Below are 18,206 nucleotides of genomic sequence, written 5' to 3' on the forward strand. Positions count from 1 at the left end.
AAATGAAACTGTTATTGGTGCAAGCTGGGTTCGGAGCGGGCGGTGCGGAAAAGATCGCCGCAATGATCGCCGCGCATCGGATCTCGGCCGGGGATGAGGTTCACGTCGCCGGGATGGCGACAGAGGATTCTGGTTCCTACTTCGCCTATCCTGAGTGCGCGCAATTGCACATGATTCAGCCGCTAAAGATTTCGCGGCGACTGACGCAGGCACGGCGCTACTTGCATATTCGCAAGGTCATCCGGGCTGTGCGTCCTGATCTGATCATCTCGTTTCTGACCAAGGTGAATGTGCTGACCATGTTGGCCGCGCGTGGAACCGGGGTGCCTGTCGTGATCTCTGAGCGGAACAATCCACTGGTTCAAAGCGGAAATCCCATGTGGCTGAAAGCGGTGAACAGGCTTGCGCGGGGGGCGTCCGGAATTGTCATGCAGACCGAACGTGCGCGTTTGGATTTGCCTGCGGACCTGATCCCAAAGGCCAGTGTAATCCCCAATCCATGTGCTCCGCTGGGGGGGATTCACATCGGGTCCGGACAGACCCGGCTTGTGGCTGTCGGGCGTTTGGATCGTCAAAAGGGGTTCGATATGCTGCTGCGGGCAATGCCCGAAGTGCTGCGCGACAACCCAGACATCCGGTTGACGATCTTTGGCGAGGGCCCAGAGCGCGACGCGTTGGAACAGCAGATCTCTGCTGCGAATTTATCGGATGTCGTATCATTGCCTGGCGCCAGCCTAAAACCTGGAGACTGGATGCAAGACGCGGATATTCTTGTATTCCCGTCTCGCTTTGAAGGGTTCCCGAATGTAGTTGCCGAGGCCACGGTCACAGGTCTGCCGGTCATATCGTTCGATTGCGCCTATGGACCACGGGAATTGATCCGCGACAGGGAAAACGGATTGCTTGTTCCGGCCGAGGATGTTGCCGGTCTGACTAAGGCGATTGTCAGCCTGTCAAAGGATGATGCCTTACTGCATAAAATGCGTCAGAATGCACGCCATAACAGGGAATGGCTGGAACCGCAGCACGTCCTGTCGGACTGGGATTCTTTGATTGCCAATGTGCAAATCGGAGTTGCTGCCAAAGCCGGCACGGCTAAAGGTCTGACAGAACTTCTGTAAGCTGGCCTAAGCTGGTGACCGTGGCATATGCGGCATGCTTAGAACTGGGTGGAATCGGATCATGCACAGCTCCGGGTCGGAGGATTTGAACCGTCCGCCAGCCTCGGGCATTCGGGGTGATAAAGTCCTTGGCCGGATTGTCTGCTACATAGACCATTCTGCGCGGGTTTTGCGCGGCCAATTCCATCTCTTCATAGGCGCGGGGATGCGGTTTCCCGTAGCCATCCGGCCAGGCGCCGGTCGGGCGTATATGCGCAATAAAGCGGTCCAGATCCAGCGCGGCGATCTTGTTGCGCTGCATCTTTTCGGGCCCGTCGGTGATCAACCCCATTGGCTGATCTGCGTTTGTCAAAAACCGCTCGGCGTCTTCGCACAGCGAAATGAGGGGCGGGTGTGACCGGTATTTGGTGATCAGGTCCTGTATGAAAGCATCGGTCGCATCAAGGCCGGTCTGCGCGCAAGCCACATTGAATATGCGTCGTCTTTCCCCCGCATTGTACGCGGCCTGACACTGTTGTCCGAACCCTTCAACGCCGGTTTTTTCGTGGACCCAACCGTTCAGCCAGTTATAGCCGCTAAAGGCAAAACCTCGCTCCAGATACAGGGTGTCGTCCAGATCAAATACCAGCATCAGCCCTGATACACCGCACTGTCATATCGCATCATTTTCACACCATCGCGCCAGTTGTTATGAGCGGTTGACGGTAATTCGGCGACCTCTTCCAAAAGCCATTGTGCGAACTGTGCGCCCGCATGATCGGCCAGAGGGTAGCCACCCCCGAAACGCGCATTGATCTCAAGCACTGCGGGGCCATGTTCTGGGTCATCGATGATCTGAAAACAGGCGACACCGCGCAGATCGGGCAGGGCCTGTGCAATGCCTTCGGCGATGGTTTGCAGATCATTGCGTCGCCTGGTTTCACCCTTTTCAACCTCACCGGCGCGAATTTGAATGCGCAGATGCGGGATCACCGTGCAGAGCTGACCCGAGGCATCTACAAACATGTTGATTGTGTATTCCGGTCCGTTCAGCTTGTCCTGAAAGATCATCGGTTCGGGGAATTCAGAGGGGACATCAGCGAGGGTTTCGAATACATCCAGCCCCCGGCTTGCACTGCCGCCACTTGGCTTTGCAAAGATGGGCCAACTGATGTCTTGTGGCCGCTCTAGCAATTCCTGATGATCCAATGTGCGCGGAACTGGAACCCCGGCTTCGGACAGTTTCTGGATTGTCAGGCGCTTGTCCCGGACAACCTCGATCACGTTCACTGGCGAGACATGGACTCGCGCGCCCAGATTGGCAAAGGCGGGCGCGGCCTGTGCCAGGGGCATCAGTTCCGGGTCGATTGTGGGGATCACCAAGCTGACTCCGTGTTGACGCACAATCTCGAGGATCGAGGTTGCATAGTCGGGGCTGTCACATCGCGGCACGGCGGCGGCGTGATCGGCAAGCGCGCAAGCCGCGCTTTCATCTGGGTTCAGGTCGCAGGCGATGATGGTCAGATCTATATCCAGACGATCCGCAGCCGCCCTGAAGCATTGCAGCAGGCCAACACGGCGACCCGCCGACGTAATCAGGATTGCCAGACATTTTCGCGCCATCGGAAACTCACCAATTCATAAACAATTATACGTGCTTAACCTAGCACAGGGTGTCTTGCCCTGTGAACGGGGTAGGGGTGAGTTTGCCTCAATATTGTTTTGAGTTGCGGCAATCCGACAGTGCGGACCCTGCCAGAGATATGCAGCAGTGCGGTTCAATGAAAATCCCGGCTTGGAAACAGCCGCTTTGCCTGATCCCGTGGGTGCATTGCCCTGGCAGGATAGCGGGATTTCTTCGGTGTATCATCAGTGCGGGACCCTTCGGTGCTTAGGACCTCTGGTTGCGGGTGCCCCAATTCGGAAAGCTTATGTGACATGTCCTGAACGTCCTGGGCGATCAGGTGCACGATAATCCCTTCACGTTGCAGATACCCTGTGATCCGCAGCAGGCGCCCGCCCATCACGGCCCGGCGGAAACGCTCATAAACCTTGGGCCAGACCACCACATTGCTGACCCCGGTTTCATCCTCTAGCGTCAGGAAAATTATGCCCGACGCCGTGCCCGGCCGCTGACGGGTGATAACCAGACCACAAACGCTGTGCCGCCCCAGGGGCACCTCTAGCAAGGCGACATGTGTGGTCAGCCCTGGCAGAGAGGGGCGCAGCAGTTCCATCGGGTGGGCCCGCAGGGTCAGGCGGGTGGCAACATAATCCTCGACCACCTCTTCGCCCAGCTGCATGGCGGGCAGGTTGACCGGGGGTTCGTGAACCGTTTCCCCGTCAATCGGATCATTGAACAAGGGCAGAGGTTTGGGGCTTTGAATGGCTTTGACCTGCCAGAGTGCATCGCGCCGGGTCAGCCCCATATCGGAAAAAGCGTCTGCCTCGGCCAAGCGCGTCAGTACATCAGGCCGCAGCCCCGCACGCAGCCACAGCGCCTCTGGATCCTGATATCCATTGCCGCGGGCGGCCTCAATCCAGCCGGCGTCTTCTTCCCTGAACCCCTTGATCTGGCGGAATCCCAGCCGCAGCGCCAGCGCGCCATCGGGGCGGCGTTCCAGTATATTGTCCCACTCGGAATGATTGACGCAGATAGGGCGGATTTCGACCCCATGCTCGCGGGCGTCGCGCACGATCTGAGCGGGCGCGTAAAACCCCATGGGTTGAGAGTTCAAAAGCGCGCAGGCAAAGATCGCCGGGTGATGGCGTTTCAGCCAGGCCGAGACATAGGCAAGCATGGCAAAGGCCGCCGCATGGCTTTCCGGGAACCCGTAATCGGCAAAGCCTTCGATCTGGGAAAAACACTGCTCAGCTACTTTGATGTCATAGCCGTTGCCCAGCATCCCATTGATGAATTTATCCCGGAATGTGCCGATTGTGCCCATTCGCCGGAACGTGGCCAATGAGCGGCGCAGATGGTCGGCCTCTTCCGCCGTGAATCCGGCCCCGACCACGGCAATCTGCATGGCCTGTTCCTGAAACAGGGGGACGCCCAATGTGCGCGCTGTCACCTGTTCCAGTTTCGGGCCAAAGGGTTCGGGGTTTTCCAGCCCATTGCGTCGCCGGATATAGGGCTTCACCATATCCCCTTGAATGGGGCCAGGGCGCACAATGGCAACTTCGATTATCAGGTCATAAAGCTCGCGGGGGCGCATCCGGGGCAGGAAATTCATCTGCGCCCGACTTTCGACCTGAAAGACGCCGATCGCATCCGCCCGGCAGAGCATGTCATATGTGGCGGTGTCGTCCTGAGGCACCTTGGCGATGCTCAGGGTCTGGCCTTCATGCTGTTGCAGCAGGCCAAAGGATTTGCGCAGACAACTGAGCATACCAAGCCCCAGCACATCGACTTTCAGGATGTTCAGAGCATCAATATCATCTTTGTCCCAGCAGATGACGGTGCGGTTTTCCATTGCGGCATTTTCAATCGGGCAAAGCTCGTCCAGGCGTCCTTTGGTGATCACAAAACCACCAACATGCTGGGACAGATGGCGGGGAAATCCGATGATTTCGCCAATCAGATGAATGGTTTGCATGAGGCGCCGGTCGCTGAGGTCCAGCCCCAGCTCGCGAATACGGTCTAGATCAACGCCGCCATTGCTCATGCCCCAGATCTGGCTCGACAGCCCAGCGGTCACATCCTGCGACAGCCCCATGACCTTGCCCACCTCGCGAATGGCTGCACGGGTGCGGAAATGGATGACAGTTGCGCAAAGACCAGCACGTTCGCGGCCATATTTCTCGTAAATCCACTGGATCACCTCCTCACGCCGCTCATGCTCGAAATCGACATCAATATCCGGCGGCTCGCCCCGGTATCTGGACACGAATCGCTCAAAGACCATGGCGATCTGGTCGGGGCTGACATCCGTGATGCCCAAGAGGTAACAGAGCACCGAATTGGCCGCGGACCCGCGCCCCTGACACAGAATGCCCTGCGACCGGGCATATTGTACGATGTCATGTACAGTCAGGAAATAAGCGGGAAACTGCAGATCCGCGACCACCGCCAGTTCCTTGCGCATCAGCCCGACCACCGTGTCGGGCGGCCCTTCGGGGTACCGGCGCTGCAACCCTTCGTGTGCCAGACGTTCCAGACGCGTTTGCGGATGTTCCCCGCTTGCAATCTCATCGGGGTATTCATACGAAAGCTCCGCCAGATCAAAGCTGCACCTGTCGGCAATCTCCATCGTGCGCCGCAAGGCGCTGGGGTGATGGCGGAACAGCCGGACCAGATCCTGGCCGGATTTGAGGCGGCGTTCGGCATTGGGGAATGCGCGGGTGCCGATCTGATCAATCGTGATGTTTTCACGCATGCAGGTCAGGATATCGGCCAGTTGCTTGCGGTGGGCGCGGTGCATCAGAACATCCCCGACCGCCACCATGGGGGCGCAGCTTTTCTGCGCCAGTTGGGCGCATTCGGCCAGATAGGCCTGATCGCTGCCGTCATAGCGTGGCACTGCGCCCAGAAAAACATGATTGGGAAATCGTCGCCGCACGGTTTGAATATCCGATGCGACCTCTGACAGGGTGGTCTGGGGCAGGGCGATCAGGATCATGCCCTTGCAGGCCGTCAGCATGTCTTGCGTATAGAGCTCGCAATCGCCCTTATCTGTACGCCGTTTGCCCAGAGTCAGCAGGCGGGCCAAGCGTTTGTAGGCTGCCAGATCACAGGGCAACGCCACCCAATCTACCGCACTGTCGCGCAGCAGCAGCCGGCAGCCAGTAATCAGTTTAGGCAGAACAGTACAGTCCGGTTTCGGAAGCGCCTGCCTGTGGCCAACCTCCTGCCGGGAAGAGGCATCAACACGATGTTCGGATCTGATTTGAAGGGGCTGTTTGGTCTGTCGTTTAAGCTCTCGCAGTGCCGACCATGCGCGCACAACCCCTGCCAACGAATTGTGATCCGTGATAGCTATTGCCGACAATCCCAGCTCGGCGGCGCGCAGGACAAGCTCTTCGGGGTGGGAGGCCCCGGTCAGAAAGGTGAAATTCGTGGTGACACAGAGTTCGGCATAACCCAGCCCCTGTGCATGGGGCTTTGGCATATGGCGGTGCAGGGCGTCTATCGGGCGGTTTGCTGTGATCATGCGAACTCTCCCTGTACAAACCAGCCCGGATTCTGCGGCGTGTAAAACAGCCAGAGCCTGCGCCCCTGCGTGGTTTCCACTCGCCAGTAATCCCGCAGGCCAGAGCGCCAGCTTTCATCCTGATGCCACCACTCGGGCGCGATGCGTTCGGGGCCCGTGGCATGGCCGGTTGTCAGGGACATACGTCTCCAGCGGAACCGCGCGGGCGGATGCGGGCCGGTTGCCGCAATTGGTTCGGGTGGAAACAGGTAGAGCGGGCGTGGGTTCAGGATGCTCCAGCCGCTGGAGGGGTTGGAATAGGCGGCGGCCGCGATGATGAAACTGTGTTCGGGAATATGGCTGTCCGCAGGTAGGAAACGCTGAATGTTTTCAAGCCCGACCCGGGTGCCCAGCCGGGTGATCAGGTCATCCAGCCGGCTCTTGCTGTGGTCCGACACATGGCTGATTTGTTGTACTGGCAGCGCTTCAACCCCGGTGGCCTCCAACCGCATTTGATCAATGCCAAAGCCAGCATCTATTTCCCCCAAACCGCGTTCGAACAAAGACAGGATACGCTGAGGATCGCGCAGAGGTCGGGCCAGACGCAGTTCAACCAGCTGGCAGTCCTGGTCCACCCGACGCAATGTCATGCAAAGTTTCCGGGCGCCCATCTCTTGCGCCTTCAGCTTGGCGCAGAGCTGGGCCAACAGCCGTTCGGTACCAGCCATCACGTCCGACAGTAATCCGATGGGGTCCGGCAGGGTCATGCGCACCGCGTAATGGGGGGGATCGGACAGCGGCGTGATTGCTTCGGGTTGCGCGCCCAGAGCCTGATCCAGCCTGAGCAGCAGACCGGGACCAAAACGCCGTGTCAGCGGTGCGCGCGGTGCTGCCGCCAATGTACCAATTTTGCGCAGGCCCATGCGCTGTAAGGCGACCGAGGTCTTCTCATCCAGACGCAAGGCCGCCACCGGCAGCGACTTTAGGGCCGTCAGCATATTGCCAGAGGCTGCGACCCCCTCGTTATAACGGGCAAGCGCCCAAGCCGCACCGCGCGTATCCCCCAACCCGATCTGCACCCAGAGCCCTGCGCGCGCAAACCGTCCGCGCATATCAGCCAACATCGCCTCTTCGCCGCCAAAGAGATGGGCTGACCCGGTGACGTCAAGCACCAGCCCATCCTCGCCTTCCATCCCCACCCAGGGGCAATAGCGCGTTGCCCAGCGACGCAGGATGTGCAGGAAACGCATATCGGCCTGAGGATCGGCTGTGCAGCTTTGCAAAGCGGGGCAAAAGGCGCGCGCATCCGCATAGGACATGCCCTGATGCAGCCCCTGTTCTGCAGCCTGAGCGTTCAGACAATAAATACGATTGGCATTCTGTTGTTTGAGCGTCAGGACAAAGGGCCCATTCACCAGGCGTCGACGCAGAACCCGGTCGCTTGCCAACCGAGGAAACCACAATGAAACGACGCGACGCTGCATTCCATCGAACATGCCAGATACCAATATGTTCTTGATTTGTTCTTTTTATGCTTCCGCTTTTACAGAGTCGAGTCTTTTGGATCAAACGCCGGCAGATAGTGCCACCGGGGCCAAGTTGTTTCGGCTTCGAAGGGAAGGTCGACCCTTTTAGGCATCAAGCTGCGGCAGCCATTATTCGGACTCTCATTCCTGTCGTAAAAATCTTTGGATCTTGAAAAAAGACAGGGCCGGTCCAAAGACCGGCCCTGTGACTGTTCATATGTATCGGTATTAGTTCGACGCGGCGTTCAGCTTCTCGTTCTGTTCACGCAGCGTGTCCGAGATGATCGCGTACCATTCGCCGGATTCACGCATTTCGTTCAGGCCCTTGTTGACCATAGCGATGTATTCGCGTGCAAACGGGTTGGTGCGGTGCGCAAGGAAGCTCATCGAGGACAGCGTTGAAACATAAGGGTTTTCTACGATATCTTCCGAGGTCAGGCCCATGTCCTTCATGGTTGCGGCGAAAAGATCGACCTCGAACGCGGCCACATCGGCTGAGCCGGTCAAAACGGCATCCAGACACTCGCGGGCCGAGCTGGGGTGAACCAACGTCAGGTTCTCGGAATTCAAGCCGACTTCTTCAAGTACAACCATGCTCCAGCCGTCCATACGACACAAGGTTGCACCTTTGAGGTCTTCGAAGGCCGTCGCTTGTGAGTATTCGCTTTCCGGCAGAGTGAAGAAGCCGCCGACGATGTCATAGACCGGAACCGAAGCAACAAACTCGTTACACCGGGATTCAGTCGCTGCAGACCACTCATAGGTGTGGTTTGTACAATCTGGAACTGTCCAGGCGATCGAGATGTCGAATGCGCCGAGCGGCAAGAGAGTTTCCAAATGCGAAGTCCAGTCGTCGACAAAGCTGACCGAGAAATCACGGCTGTTGCCGGCACGCTGAAGACTTGTGGTCGCCAGGCGGGTCATGATCCCACCACCATTCAGACTTTCGGTTGTGAATGGCTCCCATCCGTTACCCGCTACCAGCTTGATTGGCGGGGCGTAGACGTTCGAACGTTTCACACTGGCCGCACGCTTTTCTTCTGCTGCGATCAGTTCCTGTGCTGACTGGCCATTCGGCAGACTACCGTCTTCACAGGGCAAGGACAGAACCAATCCAGGCGCCAGCGCGTTTGGGTTGGTGATGATGTTGCGGTTGGCGTTGAAGATCGGCTGATAGTTCGAGGTGCCATAAGCCGCGATGGCGATGGTCGCCATCGTGTCACCATCCGCGACGGTATAGTTGCTACAGGCTTCCTGTGCTGCGGCAGCTCCGGCGCTCAGTGCGGTGACGGCGGTGGCCGAAATCACGACTTTCTTCAGGTTAAATTTATACATGTCCACTTCCTCCAGACTTTTTTGAGTTTAGGCCGATAAGGGCCTTAGCCATTTTCCATTTGATAACGCAGAGCGGTTGAGACGATGTCGCGCCACTCGCCTGATTGCTGCATGATCGCCAGACCCTGATTAAGCGTTTCAAGGATCGCTTCTCCATCAGGATTATCCTTGTGAGTCATGATGTTAAGAGACTTGATCGCTGCCAGGTTGGGGTTTTCTACAATGCGATGCTCGTAACCCAGCCGACCGATTGCCTCGACGGCCAGATGGGCCTCAATGGCGGCGATGTCGGCGGTTCCATCCATCAATGCATGGAAACATTCATCCGGTGAAACCGGGCGCAGCATCGTGATCGCGGGCTCGTACAGCCCCACCGCGTCCATATGCGAAAGGGACCAGCCCTCGGGTCGGCAGATGGTTGCACCGGCAAAGTCCGCATATGTCAGGGTCTCTTCATAGCCCGAACCTTCGCGAGCAAAGAACGTGTCCACAACTTCATAGAACGGGTTCGAGAAATTGTAGGTTTCACAACGTGAACGGTCATTTTCAGACAGTGCATCTGCGTCGTCACAATCTGGACGCGACCACGGGAAGGTTGCGTCAAATGCCAGCGTCGGCATCAACAGATCCAGATGTGAAGACCAGTCATTGACGAACTGGATCTTGTAGGACTGTTCCGGCGCTGCGCGCAACATCGCGGTTTCAACAAGATTTGTATATAGACCACGATGCGGCAGAGCTTCATCCGTGAACGGGGAATAGTTGCCGCCAGTGATCAAAATCAACTGACGGTCCCGGATTTCAGGACGTTCACCGGTACCTGCATTGCGGATTAGGGCAGCACCTTCAGCACGCGCGGCCTCGATCTCATCCTTGGCCGCAGCCTTGGCGGCGATGACCGCCTCTGCTTTGGCTTCGGCCACGCGGGACTCGGCTTCGGCGATAGCTTTGGCAGCGCGATCTTCCGCAGCCTTGACAAGTTCGGCGGCCATTTCGGCGGCCATTGCTTCGGCCTCTGTCTGCGGCACGGTAGCCGCGCGCCCGATATCTTCCAAACAGGGCAGGGTCAAAACGTCGCCGACGCGGATGACATTGGGATTATTTCCGATTACATCGCGGTTTGCCTCGAAGATGATCCGAAAATCTTCGGTTGAATAGACTGCGATGGTCAGTTCCCGCAGGCTGTCGCCTCGCTGGATTTCATAGGTTGAGCATGCTTCTTGTGCCGAAGCAGCGCCCGTCGCGGCAGCTAGTGCCAGGCTGGATATGATCAGATGGAGTTTCATTGGTCCGGTTGCTTTGCCTCTAGTCGTTTCTTCTGAGTTTGATGACGCCAATCGACGTATTGTCTTGATCCGGGTCGTTCCTGGTTCTCAGTGCCCGCAACAGCGCATCCGCAATATCTTGAGCCAGCGCATCCTCGTTTTCCTCAAGAATTGCCTGAATTTCTGTGTTGCTCAGATATTGCAGCCCATCACTTCCCACGATCAGCACATCCGCGGTGCTAAGACCCAATGGTTCTTCCGGGCAATCGACCTTGGGAATTGCGGCGCCCATTATCACCGAAGTCAGTTGGTTTCGGTCGGGGTGAGACGACGCCTGGTCTGGCGTAAGGGTACCTGCAGCAACCTGAGCATCAATCATCGGAGCCATCGAATGGTCTTCGTTGATTTGGCTGAGGGTACGGTCGCGATAGAGATAAAGGGGGCTGTCGCCAATCGAAATCCAGAAGACGCGCTTTTCCAGCAGCAAAACTCCCAACATGGTTGATCCCATGTTGAAATCTTCACCCTGCTCCTCGCAGTAAGTCGAAATCGCGGCATTTGCCTGCATGGCTGCCAAGGGTAAGGCGTCGATCAGCGCAGTCTCAGCCGGAGCGTCTGCTTCAAGTTCGGTATCCAGTGCATCGCGCCAGGCTTTGACTACCAGTTCAGATGCCACTTCTCCTGCCGCATGCCCACCCATTCCGTCCGCGACGATGACATAGCCCGCATCCGCCGCGTCGAACATACGCGACGCGACCGCGTCTTCCTGCGTGTCGCGCTGACCCTGATCCAGGATCAGCGCAAGATCATATGCCGGGGTCGCCAGCATCAATTAAACATCCCGCCAATCAAAGCCGTCATCGCAGAAGGCTGCAAAACGGATTGAGGTTTCACTGATCCGGATAAGATCGCCTGTGGAGAGTGGAACCGTGCTGAGAACGGGTTTGCCGTTCAGGCGCACCAGATTGGCCTTGCCGCCGTGGCCCAGATAGCATTTGCGGTCTTCCGGGTCATAGGCAATTACCGCATGGTTGCTGCGGGAAATCCCAGTGTCGCCAAAGTCCAGCTGGATCGCCTGGTCATCATTACGCCCAATCTGCATCAGGCCTTCTGTCAGCGTAACGCTGGAACCGCGGCCGGGGCCGGAAGTTACAACAAGCCATCCTACCGGGAATGTCGCCTGCGCGGTCTCGGTCTTGGCCATAGCCACCGGCTCGGCTGTTTCCATCAGGTCCTGAACATGCGTATCCGCGCGCTCGAAGCCCAGGAAGGTGGTTTTCACACGGCTGCGTCTGTCTTCTTTTGCCGCAGGAGCAGGCTGAGGTTGTGCCTCGACCTCTGGGGCAGAAGGCGCTTCTGGTTCCGGATCAACTGTCTCGACGACTACGTCTACGACCGGTTCTTCCATCGCCATTTCAGGCGCGGGATCTTCAATCGTGGCTGTCAGTTCTTCGGTTGACACATGCAGTGTCACAACCGGTTCGTCGTCCTTTGGGTCGGCATCAACTGTAACCTCGGTGGCGCTTTGCACTTCGGCGACCACTTCCTCGACGATAATCTCATCGGCAGTGGCTTGTTCAGCTTCGGAGAACACCGGCATCTTGCCTTCGGGTAATAGTTCTTCGCTTTCATCGTAGCTATCAGCAGCAATGTTGCCGCCTGCCAGTGCATTACGAAGTGCGTTGAAATCCGCAATCGGTTCAGCGTTATCAGACTCAGGTGACGCGACCTCCTCGGTTTCGGTCTCTTGAGGTTTGCCGGCACCTTCGAGAAGCCGGCTAAGGGGGCTTTTATATTTAAACATGGTGTCGACACCTTTGTTTCTTGGCACAGGAACTACGTCCCATGGGGCTGCTACTCACCTCTGCACGTTCGGCACACAGGCACTGATGATTGGGAACAAAAAACTCATTTACCTTCTGCGACGGGCCGGTCCCCGTCAGAGTGATGGCTTTCGCTTCACTCTCAGCAAACACACACAGGCAGATCACAATCAGACCGGATCATTACTCCTGTACCAGGGGCATAACCGCACCCGTTTCAGTACCGTTGCGCAGAACTGTAAAGCGGGCTTCGGACTGGTTTTCAGAAACAAGGAGCTGCAAAAGCGCGTCCAGCCCTTCAGGGTTGGTAATGTTCTGACCGGTATGATTTTCCGAGATCAGTACATCGCCTTTGCGCAGGCTGCCTGCTGCGGGTGCGTCTGGTGCAGTGTCAACAACAGTTGCCCAGCCGTTTCCATTGCTGTTCCTGATAGTGAACACATAACCATTCTCGAGACCCAACATGCGAATGGCGGGCAGGGCCAGCAATCCGTTCTGCGCACGGGTTTTTCCGAGTTCCCGATAACGGGCAGTGATGCGGATATACCCATCCGGATCGACCTTCAGGTCATCCAAAATCTGGGCGGCAAAACTTGCATCTGCCTGGACCGGCACTCCGTTCACAGTATAAATTGACGCCCCATGCTGCACCCATTCTCCGATCACGGAAGTATCCAGCGTGGGGTCAATGCCGGTCACGACAACGACGCTGCCAGTCGAGGCGCGGCGTTTCGAAGTCTGGAACGGTATTTCCACATCCCAATGAGAATACGCAATCTGCGTTTCTGCCGGTTGGCCAGCAGCAGCGCTGATTTCTACCGGGTCGGCAGCAACAGGGGCTGCCTCGACAGGTTGCGCTTCGGCGTTTTGCGCCGTGAGGGTATCCGTCTGCTCAACAGGTTCTGTGCTTGCGACTTCTTGTTCTGGTGCTTCAGCTTCCGCAGCGGCCGGTCCTGCCGTTTCCACGGCCTCTTCCGCAGCGGCCGGTGCCGCCGTTTCCACGACTTCTTCCGGCTGTTCCGAGGCTGGTGCCTCTGTCTCGGTCACCTGGACCGGCGCTGCTGTCGGTTCGGGGGTTTCTTCGCTGCCACTGAACAAAACGAATCCGCCTGCAGCCAAGGCAACCACCACCGCAGCAGCGCCTGCGATGACTTTACCGCTGCCGCCTGATCCGTTCTTGACGATCGTGTCGACCGCAACCGCGGCCTCTTCTTTTTGTGCAAACTTGGCCAGATCGCCCTCTGACTTATCCTCATTACCCAGGGCAATGTCAGGGTTCCCAGCCAACAAGGCAGTCACCACCGCCTCGGCATTTTCACTTTCGGCTTTGATCCGGGCTTGCTCTTCGACTTCGTCCTTACGGTCCATCGCCACGATGACCGAGACCGGACGATAGGCGAAGGAGTCAAACATGACGCCGGGACCACGGAACATCCGCAGCCAATCCAGGGCCGTTTGCAGACGATCTGTTGCGTGAACTTCCATCGCTTTGTCGACCGCTTCAAGGAACCCATCGGGATAGCCGCTGTACTGACCTGCGAGGGGCGTATAGGGATCATCCTGGCCATTGTTGAAGGCATTCAGTCGGGTTTGCCCGTCGATCGGACGTTCGCCACTGATGGCGTGATAAAGCGTCGCCGCAAGAACATACAGGTCGCTGCTAGGTCCCTGATCTGCGCCGCGTACATAGAATTCGTGCGGGGAGTAGCCGTCTTTGATAACCCGCAAAGTCAAAAGGGCAGCAGATTGATTGGCTGCCTGTTCCCGCGCGGCACCAAAGTCGATGAGGACCGGGTCTCCGTTTTGGTCAATCAGAATATTGTCCGGTGAGATATCGCGATGCAGCATTCCGCTTTGGTGGATGAACGAAACGGCCGACAGCATTTTCTCGGTAACTTGGACAATGAAATCCGGGCCCGCGTCGTTTTCGGGGTTCTCGGAATAATCCAGAAGATCGCAACCCCGGATCAGGTCCATTGCGATATACGCCGTATCGTTGTCTTCAAAGACCTGATGTACGTCAACGATATTGGGATGAACCAGTCGGGCGTGATTGCGCGCTTCCTGAATGAACAGGTCGATGATCGCGCGCAGATCTTCTTTGTGGTCGGGATTGATGGGTTCAACCGCGTCACCATTCCGACGGCACAGAGCGCCTGGATAGCACTCTTTGATCACGACATCGCGTTCTAGGCTGTCGCGGGCCAGGTAGGTAATCCCAAACCCGCCATTGCTGAGGAAACGAAGGATCTCATACTGCCCGCGCAACAGCTTTGCGCCAGGTTCAAGTCCCTCAATCTTAGGTTCGTCGTGCGTTGCACCGACAGCCTGGTTATGGCTCATTTCATTCCGCCCGTTCTAATCGTTTTGCGGCAAAAAACCTGGGCAAATAGCCCGCAAACACACAACCAAAAACAACCGCAGGACACTCAAGTCGGTTAGACGATTCAAATTTGACTTTATTGGGGCCGCCTGATGGCTTCACTAAGGATCGTTTTTGCGATTGATCTATATGTTGTGTTTAATCGACAGTTTATACTACATATAGAAATATATTGTGAAAAAATCGAAAGCTAAAAACAAATTCTTAAGGATTGGTCTACAAATTCGAAACAATAGATTCGTAGGAATCGCTTCTACGATTCGCGGAATTGCCGCTCAGCCTTGAGCGGAAATTTCAGGTTCCGGTCTTTGGTTGTGCCGATTCAACCCGGCTGCCGGCCCAAGCAAGGTTGTCACTCAGCTGTGCCAGAATGCTAATCGCATCCTTCAGTGGCGCAACGCCGCTTTCGAACTGAAGCAAAAGCAACAAGTCCGTGGCCTTTTCGAACTCACCCGGAATCCAATCCGCCGTCGGGTCAATCTCGCCATCGTTTTCCAGGCGCTCGGCAAAGTCCTCAACGATTTCCTGACAGCTTTGCAGGAAAGCCGCTGGCTCCATATTTGAGGTTTCCCGCAGGTCTTCATAGATACTTGCAATCGCGGCAAGCCAGTCTTCCAGGATCGGATTGTCGATAGGGGGTAGCACGTTTTCCAGCGTGGTCTGCATAGAGGGCGCGTCGAGGGCGGCTATGTCCGGCACCTGAACGTCAATCGATTTCAGATAGGGCAGAAAGTGCTGTTCCAGATCTTCGCGCGCCGAACTCAGGTCTGCCTGTCGCCGGTTCGAAGCAATATCAAGCACCTGCTCGGCCAGCCCCTGTCCACCGCAGGTTTCCCAAAGGGCGAAATCCGGTTCTGGCTCTTGCGCCATGGCACGGACAGCCACTGGGGTGCCGATCGGCACAACCGAGCGGAACATATTGCGCTTTTCTTTGTTCAAGCGAGCCAACACCCGGTCAAGCGCGTCGCGTACCGGAGGCAAATCTGTATGTGTCACAGCCAATATGCTGTTTGCTCGCAACTCTTCCGGAACCTTAGCCCAAAGATGGCGTTCCGTTTCCCGCCATGCATTTGTGCCGTTGGTGCACCAGATCGCGCAATCAACAAATTTAAGCAGATCGAGCGTCGGTTTATAGGTATCATCCAAAGCGCCTGACCCAGGCAGATCGTAGAGCGATATCTCTTGCAGGGCAGGGGTGTTCAATCCAACAGAGATAAAGTCGGGTTCGTCTTTGGCGGCTTTTTCAAGTGCAATTCCAGAATAGACCTTAGGTTCACGGTCCCACCACCCGACAGTTGTTTCGGGGGTTTCGGAATATGCCACAATAACGAGCGGCAGTTTCAGATGCTGCGGCCCGGTAGGCAGAATATCTGCCCCGGCCAACATGTTGGCCAGGCTGGATTTTCCCGCCCCAAATTCTCCGGCGAATCCAATATTGACCGCGTTTGACAAGCGTTCAGCATGCGCCAAGGCGCGGGCGCGCATATCTTCGAGCGCCACGTCGCTCGGCAGGCTTTCGGTCGCGGTCAGAAAGCGCTCGAGCTGCCTCACTTCCTTGTCGGTTCCGGGAAATTCGATCATTCCGCTGCCTCTGCTAGTATTTCATTTGTTTGATGCTGGCTGAATAGGGTGCCCAGCTCGTCAGAAATATGTTGTGCGTGGTTGAAGGCGGCTTGCGCCTCGGCCCGGGCATTTGTTTCGCCGGTTCCGGCACGATGTTCAAGATGTGTGGCGAGCAGGGCCAGATAATGGTCCAGCACGGTATTAAGCCGCTCGGTCAAATCACCGCGGGCGGTATCCACCAGATCATCTCCGATCATCTCAAACTCCTGAACGATCATGCGTTCGGCACGGGACACGACACTTTTACGCGAAATCAGCCGGGACAACCAGTTTACCCGAAGTTCGACAGTGATGCCACGGGTCAAAGCGGACGTGTCCGGACGGAACCAGCGAACTGCGCTGGTGTTCATCCGGTTGTCGGTTGCGTCCTGCCAGCCGGGCAGAGCCCGCAGCGTGGCATTGCTTTGCATGTCGATTGCGTAGAGCTCGCTCAGCATTCTTTGGCGGACAACTTGGGTGGCCCCCTGAACAAGTTCGCGCATGCGGTCACGCAGCGGAGTGAAATTCAGCTCGGTTTCTCCGGTTTTCGACAACAGCGGAGAATCTCCGTTCGGGCCGCGAACAACGCCCGACACCGCCTCGGCCACGGTGTCATCCATTACGCCTCTCAGGTTGGCCAGGACGTCATCCATTTCGTCAATGATCTTGGTGGTCTTGTCGCTGACCGAGTTTCGCAGATCGGCCAATATCCTGTTGTTTTCACCAGCGTCTTCTGCCGAGGTTGTGGTGTCGTTCTCGATCGCGCGCAGATGCGCTTTGGACCGGTCCAATTCACCTTGGGCAAAGCTGTTGAGATGCTGCCAGGCCATACGCAGTTGTTCATCGCGCGGGCCTTCTGTCAGCGCTCGGGTCACATGCCGGCGCAGATCGGGCAACCCGGAGGCGATCATAGCGGCAAAGCGCAAAACACCTTCGCGGCTGATCGGGCCGGGGCCTTGTTTGATCTCTTCGACACCGTCCAGATATTGCTTCATCTGATCGGGATGCGCGCGCAGCCAGGCCAGGACATCGTCGTGATTGATACCGGCTTCGTCACCGGTCAGGGCGTAATGCGCCCATTGGGCACTGCCGGTCAGCACGTCAATGTTCGAGTTTCCAAGCGCCTTCTCAAGCCCGTCCAGAACATCGGCCCGCACCTTGAAGGCATCTTCGGCACCATTTCCCAATTCGTCCACGCGGTTGATAAAAACCACGATCTGGCCCAACTCCAGCGCTTGCATTAGGCGGAACAGTTTCAAGTCCGCCCGAGAAAGCGCCTGATGCGCCGACAGGACAACCACAAAGAAGTCGGACTCTTTGAGGTATTGGCGAGAGATCTCTTCGCGGATCAACAGGGGGTCATTTACGCCGGGCGTATCGGTGACCGTAAGCGGAAATGGGAAATGTCCGATGTCAAAATAGACCTCGGCCTTTCGGGTGATGTCGCTGTAAAGGCCCCGGTCCGATGCCGGATCATGTGTCCCACCCTCGGTCGGGTCATCGCCTGCGCAAACATAACGTGCCAAATCATCCGAATTCAGGTCTTCCAGATCATGATGTTGGCCCAGCAGCTGTTCATAGCTATCGCCCAGCCGAAGCTTGGCGCGGGTCTTCATTGCGTCGACCTGTTCTTCGATCATCTCGCGCTTATAACTGTCCTCGTCATCGGGGAACATGTTGCGCAGCTCTTCGCCTTCGGCAATCAGGGACTGCCACTGACGGTTGTCGAAGAAATGGAACTCGGCACCTTGCGTCCGGCCCGACGGGTGGCCGAAATGCATATCAGTGATTACGGTTGTCCAAGGGTTCACATCCGACGGCAGATATTCGGCCTGTCCGGTAAAACCATTGATCAGTCGGGATTTGCCGGCCTTGATCTGACCAACAAAAGCAATCGAGGGCTTCAGGTTCGAAAGATCACCAATGATCCGAGAGATAAACTGCCCGGTTTCGTCATTGCTGACGCCTTTCATCTCGTTGGCTATTCGAAGTAACTCGCGACGATTATTCTCACTCATAACACATACCCTGACTACTTAA

The 18,206-nt window shown here is 56.9% G+C and carries 12 protein-coding genes; 1 reads left to right on the forward strand and 11 read right to left on the reverse strand.

What is annotated here, in order from left to right; genetic code table 11:
* Window positions 1-2 precede the first annotated feature (2 nt).
* Complete coding sequence (locus AC2FJW_RS08195; RefSeq protein ID WP_496749790.1) at window positions 3-1,121, forward strand: glycosyltransferase family 4 protein; 1,119 nt, start codon at window positions 3-5, stop codon at window positions 1,119-1,121.
* Here AC2FJW_RS08195 and AC2FJW_RS08200 read toward each other — a convergent pair.
* The 11 genes from AC2FJW_RS08200 to AC2FJW_RS08250 all read right to left on the reverse strand — a co-directional run bounded on the left by AC2FJW_RS08200 (window position 1,096) and on the right by AC2FJW_RS08250 (window position 18,184).
* A complete protein-coding gene (locus AC2FJW_RS08200; protein ID WP_496749792.1) occupies window positions 1,096-1,752 on the reverse strand; it encodes an HAD family hydrolase in 657 nt (218 codons plus the stop codon). The genes AC2FJW_RS08195 and AC2FJW_RS08200 overlap by 26 nt on opposite strands.
* Complete coding sequence (locus AC2FJW_RS08205; protein ID WP_496705131.1) at window positions 1,752-2,723, reverse strand: ATP-grasp domain-containing protein; 972 nt, start codon at window positions 2,721-2,723, stop codon at window positions 1,752-1,754. The genes AC2FJW_RS08200 and AC2FJW_RS08205 overlap by 1 nt, the downstream gene beginning before the upstream one ends.
* A gap of 155 nt (window positions 2,724-2,878) precedes the next feature.
* Window positions 2,879-6,253: an error-prone DNA polymerase gene (locus tag AC2FJW_RS08210; RefSeq protein ID WP_496749794.1), complete on the reverse strand. Its 3,375-nt coding sequence runs from the start codon at window positions 6,251-6,253 to the stop codon at window positions 2,879-2,881.
* Window positions 6,250-7,728, reverse strand: coding sequence for a Y-family DNA polymerase (locus tag AC2FJW_RS08215; protein ID WP_496697041.1), 1,479 nt, complete (start codon window positions 7,726-7,728; stop codon window positions 6,250-6,252). Before AC2FJW_RS08215 ends, AC2FJW_RS08210 begins: the two co-directional genes overlap by 4 nt.
* Before the next feature lie 258 nt (window positions 7,729-7,986).
* Window positions 7,987-9,093: a peptidoglycan-binding protein LysM gene (locus AC2FJW_RS08220; protein ID WP_496697039.1), complete on the reverse strand. Its 1,107-nt coding sequence runs from the start codon at window positions 9,091-9,093 to the stop codon at window positions 7,987-7,989.
* Window positions 9,094-9,137: 44 nt separating this feature from the next.
* Window positions 9,138-10,379, reverse strand: coding sequence for a transporter substrate-binding domain-containing protein (locus AC2FJW_RS08225; RefSeq protein ID WP_282021755.1), 1,242 nt, complete (start codon window positions 10,377-10,379; stop codon window positions 9,138-9,140).
* Window positions 10,380-10,398: 19 nt separating this feature from the next.
* Window positions 10,399-11,187 (reverse strand): PP2C family protein-serine/threonine phosphatase, encoded by a 789-nt coding sequence (locus tag AC2FJW_RS08230; RefSeq protein ID WP_281995081.1) that lies wholly within the window; start codon window positions 11,185-11,187, stop codon window positions 10,399-10,401.
* 3 nt (window positions 11,188-11,190) lie between these two features.
* Window positions 11,191-12,162, reverse strand: coding sequence for an FHA domain-containing protein (locus AC2FJW_RS08235; protein WP_496705128.1), 972 nt, complete (start codon window positions 12,160-12,162; stop codon window positions 11,191-11,193).
* A gap of 202 nt (window positions 12,163-12,364) precedes the next feature.
* On the reverse strand, window positions 12,365-14,524 hold the full coding sequence (locus AC2FJW_RS08240; protein ID WP_496749797.1) for a serine/threonine protein kinase: 2,160 nt from the start codon (window positions 14,522-14,524) through the stop codon (window positions 12,365-12,367).
* A 334-nt stretch (window positions 14,525-14,858) separates the two neighbouring features.
* Entirely contained in the window at window positions 14,859-16,145 is a 1,287-nt protein-coding gene (locus AC2FJW_RS08245) for a dynamin family protein (RefSeq protein WP_496691618.1), read from the reverse strand.
* Complete coding sequence (locus tag AC2FJW_RS08250; protein ID WP_496749799.1) at window positions 16,142-18,184, reverse strand: dynamin family protein; 2,043 nt, start codon at window positions 18,182-18,184, stop codon at window positions 16,142-16,144. Before AC2FJW_RS08250 ends, AC2FJW_RS08245 begins: the two co-directional genes overlap by 4 nt.
* Between the last annotated feature and the right edge of the window lie 22 nt (window positions 18,185-18,206).

The sequence above is a fragment of the Ruegeria sp. CDSA020 genome, assembly GCF_059612345.1.

Excerpts from the sequence above, each read along its gene's own strand:
- AC2FJW_RS08195 (WP_496749790.1), top strand. The coding sequence starts at position 3 with ATGAAACTGTTATTGGTGCAAGCTGGGTTCGGAGCGGGCGGTGCGGAA.
- AC2FJW_RS08200 (WP_496749792.1), bottom strand. The coding sequence starts at position 1,752 with ATGCTGGTATTTGATCTGGACGACACCCTGTATCTGGAGCGAGGTTTT.
- AC2FJW_RS08205 (WP_496705131.1), bottom strand. The coding sequence starts at position 2,723 with ATGGCGCGAAAATGTCTGGCAATCCTGATTACGTCGGCGGGTCGCCGT.
- AC2FJW_RS08210 (WP_496749794.1), bottom strand. The coding sequence starts at position 6,253 with ATGATCACAGCAAACCGCCCGATAGACGCCCTGCACCGCCATATGCCA.
- AC2FJW_RS08215 (WP_496697041.1), bottom strand. The coding sequence starts at position 7,728 with ATGTTCGATGGAATGCAGCGTCGCGTCGTTTCATTGTGGTTTCCTCGG.
- AC2FJW_RS08220 (WP_496697039.1), bottom strand. The coding sequence starts at position 9,093 with ATGTATAAATTTAACCTGAAGAAAGTCGTGATTTCGGCCACCGCCGTC.
- AC2FJW_RS08225 (WP_282021755.1), bottom strand. The coding sequence starts at position 10,379 with ATGAAACTCCATCTGATCATATCCAGCCTGGCACTAGCTGCCGCGACG.
- AC2FJW_RS08230 (WP_281995081.1), bottom strand. The coding sequence starts at position 11,187 with ATGCTGGCGACCCCGGCATATGATCTTGCGCTGATCCTGGATCAGGGT.
- AC2FJW_RS08235 (WP_496705128.1), bottom strand. The coding sequence starts at position 12,162 with ATGTTTAAATATAAAAGCCCCCTTAGCCGGCTTCTCGAAGGTGCCGGC.
- AC2FJW_RS08240 (WP_496749797.1), bottom strand. The coding sequence starts at position 14,524 with ATGAGCCATAACCAGGCTGTCGGTGCAACGCACGACGAACCTAAGATT.
- AC2FJW_RS08245 (WP_496691618.1), bottom strand. The coding sequence starts at position 16,145 with ATGATCGAATTTCCCGGAACCGACAAGGAAGTGAGGCAGCTCGAGCGC.
- AC2FJW_RS08250 (WP_496749799.1), bottom strand. The coding sequence starts at position 18,184 with ATGAGTGAGAATAATCGTCGCGAGTTACTTCGAATAGCCAACGAGATG.